The organism is Blautia aquisgranensis (genome assembly GCF_040096615.1).
Classification (GTDB): Bacteria; Bacillota; Clostridia; order Lachnospirales; family Lachnospiraceae; genus Blautia_A; species Blautia_A aquisgranensis.
The window spans coordinates 131,187-145,125 of record NZ_JBBMEJ010000002.1 but is presented as its reverse complement, the minus strand read 5'-3'; the positions used below and the strand labels follow the sequence as shown (position 1 = coordinate 145,125).

The 13,939-nt window shown below is 36.4% G+C and carries 18 protein-coding genes and 1 pseudogene; 12 read left to right on the top strand and 7 right to left on the bottom strand.

Features of this window, described 5'->3' with window-relative positions:
- Nucleotides 1–65: 65 nt before the first annotated feature.
- The 3 genes from WMO28_RS02575 to WMO28_RS02565 all read right to left on the bottom strand — a co-directional run bounded on the left by WMO28_RS02575 (nt 66) and on the right by WMO28_RS02565 (nt 2,421).
- Nucleotides 66–1,010, bottom strand: a complete 945-nt coding sequence (locus WMO28_RS02575; RefSeq protein ID WP_178645174.1) for an RpnC/YadD family protein — start codon at nt 1,008–1,010, stop codon at nt 66–68.
- Nucleotides 1,011–1,373: 363 nt separating this feature from the next.
- Complete coding sequence (locus tag WMO28_RS02570) at nt 1,374–1,799, bottom strand: flavodoxin (protein WP_178645175.1); 426 nt, start codon at nt 1,797–1,799, stop codon at nt 1,374–1,376.
- 28 nt (nt 1,800–1,827) lie between these two features.
- On the bottom strand, nt 1,828–2,421 hold the full coding sequence (locus WMO28_RS02565) for a DUF3793 family protein (RefSeq protein ID WP_178645176.1): 594 nt from the start codon (nt 2,419–2,421) through the stop codon (nt 1,828–1,830).
- 293 nt (nt 2,422–2,714) lie between these two features.
- Between WMO28_RS02565 and WMO28_RS02560 the strand changes: the two genes are divergently transcribed.
- The 6 genes from WMO28_RS02560 to WMO28_RS02535 all read left to right on the top strand — a co-directional run bounded on the left by WMO28_RS02560 (nt 2,715) and on the right by WMO28_RS02535 (nt 6,722).
- Nucleotides 2,715–3,119 (top strand): transcriptional repressor, encoded by a 405-nt coding sequence (locus tag WMO28_RS02560; RefSeq protein ID WP_178645177.1) that lies wholly within the window; start codon nt 2,715–2,717, stop codon nt 3,117–3,119.
- A 106-nt stretch (nt 3,120–3,225) separates the two neighbouring features.
- Nucleotides 3,226–3,771, top strand: a complete 546-nt coding sequence (locus WMO28_RS02555) for an NADH peroxidase (protein ID WP_178645178.1) — start codon at nt 3,226–3,228, stop codon at nt 3,769–3,771.
- 570 nt (nt 3,772–4,341) lie between these two features.
- Complete coding sequence (locus WMO28_RS02550) at nt 4,342–4,800, top strand: hypothetical protein (RefSeq protein ID WP_349055970.1); 459 nt, start codon at nt 4,342–4,344, stop codon at nt 4,798–4,800.
- Nucleotides 4,801–4,843: 43 nt separating this feature from the next.
- Entirely contained in the window at nt 4,844–5,377 is a 534-nt protein-coding gene (locus WMO28_RS02545) for a hypothetical protein (protein WP_349055968.1), read from the top strand.
- A 106-nt stretch (nt 5,378–5,483) separates the two neighbouring features.
- Complete coding sequence (locus WMO28_RS02540; RefSeq protein WP_349055966.1) at nt 5,484–6,230, top strand: hypothetical protein; 747 nt, start codon at nt 5,484–5,486, stop codon at nt 6,228–6,230.
- A gap of 225 nt (nt 6,231–6,455) precedes the next feature.
- Nucleotides 6,456–6,722, top strand: coding sequence for a hypothetical protein (locus WMO28_RS02535; protein ID WP_227195450.1), 267 nt, complete (start codon nt 6,456–6,458; stop codon nt 6,720–6,722).
- A 269-nt stretch (nt 6,723–6,991) separates the two neighbouring features.
- Here the strand turns inward: WMO28_RS02535 and WMO28_RS02530 are convergent, their stop codons facing one another.
- Nucleotides 6,992–7,216, bottom strand: a complete 225-nt coding sequence (locus tag WMO28_RS02530; RefSeq protein WP_288700349.1) for a helix-turn-helix domain-containing protein — start codon at nt 7,214–7,216, stop codon at nt 6,992–6,994.
- A 337-nt stretch (nt 7,217–7,553) separates the two neighbouring features.
- Between WMO28_RS02530 and WMO28_RS02525 the strand changes: the two genes are divergently transcribed.
- The 3 genes from WMO28_RS02525 to WMO28_RS02515 all read left to right on the top strand — a co-directional run bounded on the left by WMO28_RS02525 (nt 7,554) and on the right by WMO28_RS02515 (nt 8,746).
- On the top strand, nt 7,554–7,832 hold the full coding sequence (locus WMO28_RS02525) for a hypothetical protein (RefSeq protein ID WP_227195447.1): 279 nt from the start codon (nt 7,554–7,556) through the stop codon (nt 7,830–7,832).
- Nucleotides 7,833–7,994: 162 nt separating this feature from the next.
- Nucleotides 7,995–8,186, top strand: a complete 192-nt coding sequence (locus WMO28_RS02520) for a hypothetical protein (protein WP_227195445.1) — start codon at nt 7,995–7,997, stop codon at nt 8,184–8,186.
- On the top strand, nt 8,183–8,746 hold the full coding sequence (locus tag WMO28_RS02515) for a tyrosine-type recombinase/integrase (protein WP_349055964.1): 564 nt from the start codon (nt 8,183–8,185) through the stop codon (nt 8,744–8,746). The genes WMO28_RS02520 and WMO28_RS02515 overlap by 4 nt, the downstream gene beginning before the upstream one ends.
- Before the next feature lie 40 nt (nt 8,747–8,786).
- Here WMO28_RS02515 and WMO28_RS02510 read toward each other — a convergent pair whose 3' ends face one another.
- Both WMO28_RS02510 and WMO28_RS02505 read right to left on the bottom strand, forming a co-directional pair.
- Nucleotides 8,787–10,055, bottom strand: coding sequence for a hypothetical protein (locus WMO28_RS02510; protein ID WP_349055963.1), 1,269 nt, complete (start codon nt 10,053–10,055; stop codon nt 8,787–8,789).
- Between the two features lie 16 nt (nt 10,056–10,071).
- Entirely contained in the window at nt 10,072–10,719 is a 648-nt protein-coding gene (locus tag WMO28_RS02505) for a hypothetical protein (RefSeq protein WP_349055962.1), read from the bottom strand.
- A 290-nt stretch (nt 10,720–11,009) separates the two neighbouring features.
- Between WMO28_RS02505 and WMO28_RS02500 the strand changes: the two genes are divergently transcribed.
- A complete protein-coding gene (locus WMO28_RS02500; protein ID WP_349055961.1) occupies nt 11,010–11,192 on the top strand; it encodes a ribbon-helix-helix protein, CopG family in 183 nt (60 codons plus the stop codon).
- A 175-nt stretch (nt 11,193–11,367) separates the two neighbouring features.
- Complete coding sequence (locus WMO28_RS02495; RefSeq protein WP_349055959.1) at nt 11,368–12,402, top strand: helix-turn-helix transcriptional regulator; 1,035 nt, start codon at nt 11,368–11,370, stop codon at nt 12,400–12,402.
- A gap of 62 nt (nt 12,403–12,464) precedes the next feature.
- Here the strand turns inward: WMO28_RS02495 and WMO28_RS02490 are convergent, their stop codons facing one another.
- Nucleotides 12,465–13,676, bottom strand: a complete 1,212-nt coding sequence (locus WMO28_RS02490) for a tyrosine-type recombinase/integrase (RefSeq protein WP_349055958.1) — start codon at nt 13,674–13,676, stop codon at nt 12,465–12,467.
- 144 nt (nt 13,677–13,820) lie between these two features.
- On the opposite strand from WMO28_RS02490, the pseudogene WMO28_RS02485 reads away from it, so the two are divergent.
- A pseudogene (locus WMO28_RS02485) lies at nt 13,821–13,913 on the top strand (NADH peroxidase); the annotation flags it as partial.
- Nucleotides 13,914–13,939: the final 26 nt, after the last annotated feature.

Genomic DNA, 13,939 nt, shown 5'->3' with positions numbered 1-13,939 from the left:
GACAAAAAGACCCACATCCTTTCATCCAGGCAGCTTCCCACATCATTTATTACCAAAATTTTTACTTATAAATCATACTCCTTATACAATTCATTTCTCCTGTCAGCATCTGTCACCACTCTCTGTATTTCATCTGTTCGATTATCCAGAATCAGCCTGTTAATCAATGTGCTCAGGCGAACTTCACCCATAGCTTTACCTCTGGCTTCTCCGCGTGCTTCCCCTCGCGCTTCCCCGCGCGCTTCGCCTTCCGCACGCAATCTCTCTGATTCCAGCTGCAAAACCTTTCCACCCATAACCTCACCTATTCCTTTCCTGATTTTTTCTTTATTCCTGAAAATATAGTCTGCTATTCTGATGATCAGTTTATCCAGATCCATATACAATTCTGCTCTTCCGGAATTTGAAATCTCCTCTTCCAGTTTTTTCCGGATGTCTTCGAATTCTTTTAACATCTCCTGCAATTTCACCGAATCCCGCTCTATGTTATCAGCCATCTGCTCATATTTCATAATATAAAATGGAAGCAGCATCAGAAGTTTTCTCTCAAAAATATTGTCTTTCGTATACTTATTCATTTTAATTACCGGAACCTTATACTCGCACAACTTTCCATCTGGAAGTACCATCTCCACTTCCAGAAAATCCGGAGTATTTCTTCCACATCTTAAGTATAGCACACACGACTTGGGAAATTCCACACGATATTTTCGTCCAAATTTCACTGCTCTTTCCAATGCAACAGCAAAATCATACTCCACCATCCGAATCGCCATACTTGTATCATCTGTACTCTGACATTCAATATGATAAACCTTACCTTCAATCAGCAAACTGGCATCCGTAATAATCTCTCCATCCTCCAGTTGATGCTCATTGCGAAGCTGTATAATCTTCACATCATCCGGATACGACGTATGAAACACTTCATTGATAAGCGGAATCACCAGATATGTCATCTTTTCCATCATTGTACGGAAAACATCGTCAAATATTGTATTATTAGTCATTCATACTCCTCTGGTATCTACATTATACCACACACAAAAACATAAAAATCCCATAAACCGGATTCTCTATAATCTCAAACACCCAAATGGAAAAACGCTCCGGAAATCGAAGCAAAAAGAAGTCCATACAGACAAACATCTTATAAGATATGATAACTTTACCACATAGTCCCAAAATATCCAATCAAATTTCATCCAAAAATTATCTCATTATTCGACACCCTCAAAGCATCCAGCACCGCGCCGACGCCCATTCCCCATATAAAAAAAGCCACCCAGACAAAAAGACCCACATCCTTTCATCCAGGCAGCTTCCACAAAAAATCCAATGCCCAATTCAGTTTTTAATTATATCCAGAAATCCTACGCCAGTTTTCCGCCCAGCTCACGGCAGGCAGCAAGCCCCTCATCATCAGGAGTATTATTTACAATAAGTCCCTCATCCTCAACAAGCTCTGCACCAGCATCTTTCGCTCTGCCGCACCATGTTCTCATCCAGTCACCATCGCCCCAGTCATAGGAACCAAAAAGCGCAACCTTCTTACCGGAAAGCTTGCCTTCCAGATCAGAGAAAAACGGTTCAAACTCGCCATCCTCAAGCTCCTCATCTCCCATTGCCGGGCACCCCAGTGCCAGAACATCATAAGAGAGAGCTTTATCTACATCTGCATCTGCAACTTCCATGATCTCAACATCAGCACCAGCTGCTTTTGCACCTTCCTCAATAGCCTGTGCCATTGCCTCTGTATTACCTGTAGAAGACCAGTAAATAATTCCTACCTTGCTCATCTTAAAAACCTCCTGTTTTTAACTTTATTTATACATACATCTGAGATGTACAGAGATGCCTCATGCCAATTACCTGCAAAATCGAATAACCCTGACGGATCTGCGCCGCAGTAAATTCCCGACAACGGTCATAGCTTGCAAAAATCACTCGCGCCTGCTCCACGTCATCATAAACCTTCCAGTAACCACAAAGCTTACAGTCACTGCCTCCAAACCTGCGAAAGCCCTTAACATCCTCAATAGGATACCCGAGAAATAATCCGATCTCATGCGGAAATTCCGTTTTATGAAAAAAACGCTCCTTCAGATGAGCGATCATCTCATCCAAAGTCCCATTTATATCATACCCATCCTGGAGTAAAAGTTTCCTGGCTTCTTCCTGTTCAAGATATTCCTGCAACATATCCTGCCGGTATACCAGAAGAAGATAATGCTTTCTGCATCCACAGATGATCTCCATATGAATACCTTCCCGCTCAAGACCCTCTTTATAATCCGAAACGATCTCCGGCAGCTCCGGCATTTTTTCCTTGGAAAAGGATACAAGATTCGCCGGTTTCATTCCCATTAATACAGGGGAACAATGATAACCTATGACAGATTCAAATTTTGCACAAGTCATTTGCATTCTCCTTTTATACATTAGTTAGATCTCTCTAACTACCGCAATCATATCACTTGAGTTAGTCTCTGTCAACTTATTTTTAAAATTTTTTCAATAAGCTTTTTTATTGATAAATTGCTATCATTTACAAAATCCCTGTATCATTTCCTATAAATAAAATATCGCAATCTGTACAAAATATCCTAATAAAATTAGTATATATTTTTTTCACAAAACTCATTGACAAATCCTCTTCTGTCGGTTATATTAATATCAGTAATAATTACTATTACTAACAGGGAGGAATCATTATGGCAGCACTTAAATACAGCCGTCAGAGAGAATCCATCAAGGAATTTCTGAGATCCAGAACAGATCATCCAACGGCAGATACAGTATACGAGAATCTTCGACAGATCTATCCTAACATCAGTCTCGGAACTGTCTACCGTAATCTTTCTCTTCTCAGTGACATCGGCGAGATCCGGAAGCTGACCAATTTCGGAAGCGCGGACCGCTATGATGGAAGGGTCGCACCGCACTCACATTTCATGTGTACGAAGTGCAACCGGGTGATCGATATGCAGTCAGACAGCCTCAACGGAATCCTGGAACAGGTCGCTGCAGAATTCGTCCATGGCAAGGTCTTTGATGTAGACGCAAGCTTCTACGGAATCTGCAAAGAATGCCTCAAAAAAGAGGAAAAACAGTCTTGACAAAATAAAGATCACATGTTATTATAAAACAGTAATAATTACTATTATTAATTTAGAAGAAACAAAAAATCAAAATAAATTTTTATAAGAAAAGGAGATCATCACTATGGCAAAATGGGTATGTAATGTATGTGGATATGTTTACGAAGGCGAGCAGGCACCGGAAGCCTGTCCAGTATGTAAAGCACCAGCTTCTAAATTCACGAAACAGGAAGGCGAGCTCACATGGGCAGCTGAGCATGTTGTAGGAATCGCTAAAGGTGTAAGCGAGGACATCCTTGCAGACCTGAGAGCAAACTTCGAGGGCGAGTGCTCTGAGGTTGGTATGTATCTTGCAATGGCAAGAGTTGCTCACAGAGAAGGATATCCGGAAGTTGGTATGTACTATGAAAAAGCTGCTTACGAGGAAGCAGAGCATGCAGCTAAATTCGCAGAGCTCCTCGGCGAGGTCGTAACAGACAGCACAGAGAAGAACCTTCAGATGCGTGTTGACGCTGAGAACGGCGCTACAGCAGGTAAATTCGATCTTGCCAAACGTGCGAAAGCAGCTGATCTTGATGCAATCCATGACACAGTACATGAGATGGCTAAAGACGAGGCAAGACACGGAAAAGCATTCGCAGGTCTGCTTAAGAGATACTTCGGCAAATAAGAAATCCGCATAAAATAAGGATTTTTAAGGAGGGAATCACAGAAGTGGTTCCTTCCTTTTTTGATGTTCTTGATAAAAATGTGTAAATATTTCTGCAACCGCTTCTCTCTCCTGCTCTCCCAACACCCCAAATGTGCAAGTTCAATAATGTGCAAACACTACTCAAATCTTCTTTTTACCGTGTTGATACAGATGTGCAAATGATGTGCAAATTTTTCTTTCTTCTACACTTCAAAATAAATGAAATGTGTAACTCTAATAATGTGCAAACTGATCTATTTTATTTTTAATTAAATACTTCCATCAACTTTTGGCAACTTCCAAGCAAAAATCATCATCTTTTTGTCAAGTTCTTTCATTCTTGAATTTCCTTTTCCTGCTGCCCCTCTTTCTTCTAAAAATCTAATATGAATTCTACCAAAAATTAGTCCAAAAGTATCGTGAACTATTCTATGTACATTATATCACTTCATCTATTTATAGTACAAGTATTATTTTGTTACATGATATACTAAATACATAAAGAGCAAGGGAAACAAAGAAAAATAAAATACAAAGGAGATCAAAACAATGGCAAAAATGGTAATTAAAATGATGAGTGAAACAGAAGCACAGGTAACAAAAGCATTCGCAAAAAATGCAGTAATTTTCGGGACAGATGAATATAAACTGTGGAAAGAATACCGCAAAGATTTTCCTAATGCAAAAATGGTAACAAAGACTATTAAAAAGAATCCAGAAAAGAAAACTTACAAAAATCTTACTTATAAAAATATGGAACTTTTTATCAAAGTTCAGCCAGTAGAAAAAGATGAAAATGATAACGCAATTGATTATATGAAAGAATTTGAACGTCAGAAACTCATGGCAAAAGTTCAGGCAAATCCTTACAAAGCCGTACTTGCTTGGTTCCTTGAAAAATTTAAAGATTATAGCACCTACAAAGAATTCTTCAAGAAACTGGAAGAGGAAGAAAAAAGCAAAAAAGAGCAAGAAGAGAACGAAAAATATAGCGAGTTTGTAGCATAAATCAATAATTCCAAAAGGAAACAGAAAAAAGAGGTAAGATATTATGAATAACAGAGAAAACACAACAATTAAGGGTTACAAAATCAATTTCACAAATAACACAATCACAGTAAACTATACATTCAAAAAAGCATCTGAAGAATACGGCACACCTGAATATAAACTTCTTAAAGATGTTCTTGCAGACTTTCCTGCAATGACTATTATTATCAAGTCTGGCAGAGAGAAAAAAGCACCTTCCAAATTTAAAAATCTTACCTATAAAAAGATGCGCGAATACATCAGTGTCTTAGATAATGCGGAAGAGATGAACGCGGTAATGGATACTATTGAAATTCAGTCCAAAGGACAATCCAGTCCATACAAATTTGTTCGCGACTGGTTTATGGAACAATTTCCAAATTATAGAAACATTCCAAAGTTAAGAAATGGAAAACTTGTTTATGAGAAAAATGAAGGAAAACCAAAAGCCAGAATCATTCGTATTTCAGTAACAGAAGAAGAAACTGCGGCAGCAGAAAAAAAGGTTGCAGACTTTCCCGCTTCTTCAACAGGAAATAAAAAGGTCGGTGCATGATTATACAATACTTGAGAAAGGATAACCAATATTTTTTCCTTAAGGTTTAGCGACTATAAAATATGCTAGTCTGCTAAAGGTTTTAGAAAAAATATCAAAGTCCAAAATGACTGTTGAGAAATTACAAAAGCGTTTTTATTCAAGATCTGAAATAGCAGAAATCATGGAACTCGCCCCAAATGATAAAAATTTTGCTAATAAGGTTCAAACACGACTTAATAATTGGGGATATAAATACCACTATTCTTCAAAAAGAGTAGAAATTAAACAAGTTCCTTCAACTGTAGAAGAAAAATTGCGAGAACTCTTAATCAGAAAATTATCTCTTGATAAACAAACAAATTTAAAAGCATTTGCTATTGTAATGTATCTGCTAAATACTGATTATACATTTCAAACATCACCATGGAATACAAGGGCATCAATTCTTTATACAGACTATGGTATTTCCATAGCAGATAGCACTATGAGGAACTGGGCAAGTAAACTTATCCAAAGAGGTATACTTTTAAAAGATTTTGGTGATCGCCAAGTATGGCGTACTTACGAAAATAAATACGACATAAAATGCCAAGAGAGAGTTTCTGGTGACAAGGAAAAAATGGCTGAATATGAAAAATTTAAAATTAAGAGAAGCCAATATCTTGAAGAAGCTGATCGAGCCTATCAAGAAAAATCCAATACAAATAAAATCTCTCCTACTCGATGGAAATATACTTTTTCAAAATTATGGAATGAATTTAATTGTTGTTATTACAATGTTAAGCCATTTGTTTTTAATGCCTGGTATGATGAAGACTACCACGAAATCTTTTCTCTCACAGAGGAAATTGTTCAAAATCTTATATTATAAACAACTGAGAACAAGGCTGCGGCGACAATAAAATTTATCTCCTGATTTTTTCCTTAAAGGTTTATCTCAATTATACTCTTATACTCTGCTAAACCTCTAAGGAAAAATTTTTAATGATAGTTCGTTCCTGCTCCTTAACCATAATAGGATAACCGTTCCTCATTAATTTTTATATATAGTAAAGAATAAAAATTTCCGCAGCAGCAGGAAAAGAAAGGACACATTATGATGTATGAACATGAAACACTTCAAGATGAACTAGACAGAAGGGACGGTATTCCAGATTATTACGATACAATGTATCTCGACGGATATGACGTTAATCAAATCTGTCGTGCTTTTGATAAAGTCCAAAGAAGGAAGTTCCGTAAAATACGGCAGGAGAAAATGGCGAAACGAGAGCAGCAGGAACTTGAACGTTCTATCAAAGCAGAACTTGAAAAAACTGTCGAGAAGGCACTTGATGAACTTCTGGCAGGATTTAATAAATAAATTGCGGCAAGTCCATTTATGAGATTATAAGACCTCATAAATGGACTTGCCTTTTTTTGCGTTTATTTTCTAGTATTTCCCTTACATCCGTTTTCTGAAATGAAAGCACCTCTTAGTGGGAGTTCTGCCCTCGTATAATCGGAAAATCGAATTTTTCCAGAAGAATCCTGAATACCTGCCCCCTCTGACGCTTACCTGCTGCCCTTCTGGTCTCTTTAAAGGACTGACCGCGCACACTCCCTCTTTTCTATTGGAATATGCTAAAAGGGCTATTCTGCGGTTTCTGGCGTGTCTTCTGCCACGTATTCGACCAAATCCCCTACTTGACAGTTTAAGAGCCTGCAAAGTGTGTCTATGGTCTTCCAAGACACAAGGTTTCCCCTTCTTAATTGCGTCATGTAAGATTCTCCTAAAAGTTTTTCATCTCTTAGTCTTTTGGAATTATAACCAATCTCTTTCAGTTTTTCCATTACATTAAATTTGTATTGTATCATCAGAATCCACCTCCTCCATGTTATCAATATTTTATCACAATATTCCACTAATTGCTAGTGGTAATTATACACTAAATACCAGTGGTTAAACACACTAATATTTAGTGGTTTTGCCAATAGATTCCACTAGATATTAGTGGTATAATAAAGACAAGTTAAGAGAGAGGAACAAGTCAAGGATAGACGAAAGTAAGCGAAAGCCGAAACCAAGAATACAAGGTCAGAGTGGAAATGGATAAGGGAGATTGGGATGCACTGAGTAGAACGCTAGATACTTAAATAGCCAACCACCACTTGAACCTCTCACCAATACCAAAAGAAAAGGGGATAACAAATTATGACAAACGAAAAAATCAACTCAACAGTAGAGGAAATCATGGAGTATGAAGCACTTTTGGATGAAGTAAAAGGAATTGTAGACGGACTGAAAGACAACCTTAAAAATGAGATGGCAGAGAGAAAAGTAGAAAGCCTTTCCACAGACCGCTACACAGTCAGATGGACAGAAGTTCTTACTTCCAAGTTCAACTCCAAGGAATTCAAGAAGGTTTACGAAAATCTTTATACCGCGTTTCTTCGTCAGACACGCTCAAGACGTTTTTCAATCAGTGCATGAAATTCTTCTCTCTTGGTTCAAAAAATGAGCCAAGAGAGGAAAGTTCTTAAAATACAAATTATAAGAACTATAAAATCCATTATTTCCGCGGCTTTCCAAAAAGTTGTAGGAAATATGGAACTATTCACTCACAAAATAAGAACTATTAAGGGGGAACCGCAAATGAAATTCTGTAAAATCCAAGACACATTGAACAGATGCAGCAGCTTTCTTGATGTTGCTTGTATCGCACTTGACAATGAACACTTCTTTCCAGAAGGAAACACAGTTAGTTTACTTTTGGAAGATGTAAATAATCGTATCAATAGTTGTATTGAAGAACTGGAAAAGATGAAGGGAACTGATAAAAAATGAATAAGCGAACGAAAGCCCTTACCACAGAACAGTACAAGGAAATCATTCAGACCATGAGGGAAGGATTTTGCGGCTGTCGTCCTAATGAACGAATTGCAACCGCCCTTGTCTTGGAAGGAAACCTCGGACTTAGAATATCTGATATTCTGAGTCTGCGGCTTTCCGATATTGTGAGGGACGGGGACAGATACAGATTGGAGATAACGGAACAGAAAACAAAAAAGAAACGAGTTTTCACCGTTCCGCTTATCATTCAGCAGTACATTGAAAATTATTGTCTGAGAAATGGGATTGGAAAAAATGAAAAGATTTTTGATTTGACCGAACGTGCAATCAGTAAACAACTTGCTCTTGTCTGCGATTACCTTGGATTTGAGGGAATCGGAACCCACTCTTTCAGAAAATGGTATGCAACGGAAATTTATAAAAATAACGGTTATGATATTACCTTAGTCCAACGCCTGCTGCAACATAGTTCTGCTTCCATTACACAGCGTTATATAGGAATCGAGCCACAGCGGATAGAAGAAGCCATTGAGGGACACGCAAAGCTATTATAAGCATGAGAAAGGAGTGGACGCAAATCCACTCCTGATTGTATTATTTCTCCATAGCCCAAAGATTCTCTGACGGGCAGAATTTAACAGTATAATTTTTATCTGTTTCTCCACAAAATAATGCCATACCCTTTAACTCAATTTTATCGCCGTATTTTATTCCATATTTAGGAAGAACCATATTTGCTTTACCTATACATTTATTTGAATCATAAATTTCTGCAATAACTGTACCATCTATAATACCATTCAAATTTTCTAAAATACGCATAGGTTCTAACATTTCTACATCAACCGTCACAACGCAACTACCACATTCCAATATTTCAACTCTGGTATTTTTAAATGTTAATTTTTCAAAGCAAGCAGCAGGTGGTTCTTCTAACACCAATTTTATTTCAACATCATTGACCGACTCTAATAATCGTCCTGCATACGTTTTATCATGGCTTATTTCTTCTTTCATCTTATAAAGCGAAGGGCCTAATAATTTTGTGTTTTGGGCATTTCTTTCGCGAATATCAGCATTTTTTTGTTGAACTTCCAAAGCTCTGACAACTCCCGCCCCTGTTCCTGCAATTCCAGAAGCAATTCCACCATGCAGGTAAGGGTCATGTTCTTTTTCAAAGAAAACGTTATTCACTCCATTAACAAGATTTTGCTTTTCTTTTATCCTTGCTAATACTTCGCGTCTTTCATCTTTCAGCATAGCTATACGTTTCTCTCGTCCATAGTAAGAAGAATATTTATTTAATTGATTACATAATGTTTCTTCTTGCTTTTTTTGTTCTTCCAGTTTGTTCTTCTGTACAGTTTCGGCTTTCTCTAAGCTATTTGACTCTACTGTTTTTTTAGCTTCATAAAAATACTTTGAAATTTCTGAGATTTTTTTGATACCAATTTGTTTGGCTATCAATGTAGCTTTTTCTTTCTCCATTTCAGTATTACATTCTTTCAGTCCATTATTAATACATTTCTGATAAAAAGTTTTTTTCTGTCTCAAATCACGTGTCTTTGATTTATAAATCGCAACTACAATAGGCGGGACAATACCAAAAACATCTATAGCAAGCAAGCATATTCCTAAGATAAGAACGGCACCCGGAGCAAGTCTCCACATGTCTCTAACACTATAAATTAGCCCAGGCATCCAGAAAAAGAATAATCTTATAACTATACACTCAATTAATACTACACTTACTATACTGATAATTTCTATTTTCCTTAATTGTTTCCGTAGTTGTTCATTCTTTTCTCCAAGCGAAGGATATAAGGCTTTAAAAACTTTAACAATATCATCTATAAATCCCATCTTTATCTCCATTACGCTAATTATTTTGTCTATACTGTTCTGCTGCCGACTGAGCTGCTGCTCCAAATTGATAGTTATCGTAACAATTTAAACACATATTTGTATGTCGAATGCTTTTTTTATTTTCATCATCAGTAAATGAACGACCGCAATACTTACATCTTAATGAATTTTTAGATGAACTACTGGACACCTTATCATTATATGCCATTTTTATAGTCTCTCCATTAAAAGTCACCGCAGTATTTAGATCCCAATTGGACTCGCCATCACCTTTGATGGTAGTCGTTAAATCATAATTAGCATAATAGACGACACGTTTAATAGCCTCCTTAAAATCCTTTACTTGGTCATAATCATATTCTTCATTATTACCATCATCAAATATTAGTGCATTATTATCACCTTCACAATCAATAATAGCATCGAAATCGTATTCCAAATTTCTCTTTTCAATGCCTGTTACCTGAACATTTACTTTTGATAAATTATAGTCCTGAGAAATATTATCCATGCCATTTTCTAATAAATCCTTATATTCTTTCTTTACTTTATTTTTTTTAATATTTGACATAGCAAAGAAAGCTATACAAATACAAACAATGGCAATAAGAATCCCCAAGATTACCTTTGTAGGCTTCGACATTTTTTTATTTTCTTCCATGATATTTTTCCTCTATTTCTCCTGTAATCTCTTGTAGTCCAAACCGATTTCACATATATTTCGCACCGCATCAATGAATGTAGTCAATCCTTGCTTTTCCTTATATTCAAGGATTCCTTGAACTATCTTTTGGTCTCTGTTACTTTCTGTAAATGTTACCTTCCTTTGCATTTTACCCCACACCTTTCTTTTTTTGCAATCTAGTTGTATTACATTTATATATCTGATTGTAGCATATTTAAAAACATAACGTCAATCTATAATGGTTACAAAATGAGAGGTGGATTGACATGATGAATAAGCCTTTAAAGCTCAAAAAACGAGGGGAAGACGGTAGTAAAGTTATTACCGTTCGTATTAAAGAGGACACTCTTTCAGCATTAGACCAACTTGCCGCAGAAACCAACTATTCCAGAAATGAATTAATCAATATTATTCTGAAATATGGCGTTGAAAACATCGAGATTGAATGAGAGTGGGATTCCACTCTTTTTCTTTGCTCTTGGAACAACTATATTTTTTCCTTAAGGTTTAGCAGAGGATTCTATTTTTATTATAGTCGCTAAACCTTAGGGAAAAAATATAAAACTTGTTTCCCTGTTTCTCTTGGAATGGTAAAATAAAAGAAAAATGTTTGGGGTTGTAATTATGCCGAAATCAGAAAAGCAAAAGCTGAAAACACTCTATATAGCTGAATATTTCTTAAAAAACACAGATGAAAACCATCCAACAACCATCAAAGATATTATAGATTATCTGGAAACTGAGCATGATATTCTTGCGGAACGCCGTTCTGTCCTCAGAGATATTCTTGTTTTACGTGACGAGTTTGGTATGGATATTGAATGCCCCTCACAAGGCGGCTCTTATTATCGACTTCTTTCACGTGATTTTGAACTTGATGATCTGAAATTACTTGCAGAATGTGTTTACGCTACAAAATTTATTTCTCAAAATAAAGCAAAAGAGCTTGTGGAAAAAATTGGTTCACTAGGAAGTAATTTTGCAGCAGAACAGCTTCAAGAAGAAGTATTTCTCTGTGATCGTGTAAAGACCAACAGAAAAGGAATTTTGAATAATATCGCTAATATCAATTATGCTATGTCACGCCGTTGGGACGCACAGCCACGAACACCATCAAAAATCAGTTTTCAATACATGAAATATCAAATCAGTGATGTTCATTCACAAGTTGAACGCCGCAAGGGAGCAGCTTATGTTGTAAGTCCCTTTAAACTACTTATAAATGATGGAAACTATTACCTTTTGGCATACAGTGATTATGCGAAAGCTATGAGAACATTTCGTGTAGACCGCATGAAAAATGTTAAAGTTCTGGAAGAACAGCCAAGAGAGGGCGAAGATGAATACTTATTAATAGATATGAACAGCTATACACAAAGAGTTTTTTCTATGTTTTGTGGCAAAAAACGCCGTGTCCGCATACGTTTTATAAATCCTCTTTTGGACACAGCAATCGAACGTTTTGGAACAAAAGACGCTATTTATACCGCAGATGACGATTCTCATTTTATAGTAGCTGCCACCGTAGAAATCAGCGATCAGTTTCTTGCGTGGGTCTGCGGTTTCCGCAAAAAAGCAACAATCATTGCTCCATCTGATGTAGTGGAAGATATGAAAAAATTCCTCTCTGATATTTCAGATCGTTATAAAAATGAATAAAGGATATAGAAAACCGTCAAAAAGTTAATGCTTCTGACGGTTTTCTTCTTAAAAGTTGATACTTAAAGTTGATTTAGATTATTTTGTAAAATTTCAATTCCTCTTTTAGATACTGCTATATAATATTGCTGCGTTACATGAATATTTCCATGTCCCATGATAGAACAAAGTAAATGCTGCGGCGTGTTCATTTCAGCCATCCTTGTTCCAAAAGTATGTCTCAGATAATGATATTTAAACTGAATGCCTAATTTGCTTTTTATCTCCCTTGACGGGTATTTAAAAGAGTTTACTGTCTGAATTGTTCCATTAGGCAGGCAATTCACGAGTTCCGTAGAAGAAATTTTACTGTCGTCAAGGTCATCTATAAAACGTTGTTTCTGTTCTCTTACTGCGGCAAAGGTAATTGCATCCGATTTTGCCTGCTGCCACTTCTTTTTCAGATGATTTTTTAACTCTTTATTCATGTACACTGTTCTTTTGGCATTTCTTGTTTTTAATGACACTAACTTAATTAACCCGTTCTGATACTGCATCTGTCTGTCAATGCTAATAGAATTATCCCTAAAATTCACATTATCCCATTTCAACCCATAACACTCACTGATTCGAAGCCCACAATACTTTCCAAGTAAATATGCTGTTTCCGCGTTTGTTCCCTTGAAATATTCATCTAAAAGAGCGATTTCTTCTCTGTTGAATGTCACAATTTCGGTATCTTCATCTGTTTTCAAATTTGGCATTTTAATTTTCGTATCTTTATTAATGCAAAGTTTACTATATGTATCAATGCTCAAATAGTTACGAGAATATGCTTGTCCAAAAATCAGATAAAACATCTTCAAAAAACTTTCCGTATATTTGTATGCGTAGCCGTCCACATAATACAATTGAGTTAAATAATCATTAACTTCTGCTACTGTGATACTATCAACATATTTTTTACCAAACTTATCTCTGATATGATTTTTCCACAAAGAATCCTGTTTTTTGATTGTCTGGTATGCCTTACCAGAACAGCCCTTTTCTCTATATTCTTTGAATACTTCCGCAACTGTTTTATGTATTATTGGTTTTAATGGTTGATTTAAGGTTTCCGCTTCTACTGCACTCTTCCTTGCTTTAATCGCTGCTCTCTTGGTATTTAACGGATTTCCAAATTCATCTTTACAACTTCTCCTAGAACTACGTTTTCCATTTTTCGTAAACGTATAACGAAATGCCCATTTTCCATTATCGAGCTGAAATACACCTACATCATTCTGTTTTGCCATTTTTCTGACCCCCAATAGTGTAGATCAGTGTGCAAACTATTAAAGAAGCATCGTGAAAGAATTACACAGTGTGCTAATATAAAAATCCTAAAAAACCTGAATTTTCAACACCTGTAACGGTTTTCAGGATCACGAGCCGAAGGCGAAGTGATTCACACTGTTCATGAAATGGCAAGAGATGAGGCCCGCCACGGAAAAGCATTCGCAGGTCTTCTTAAGAGATACTTCGGTAAATAATTTTAAACAAAAAGCGACCTCCGCAT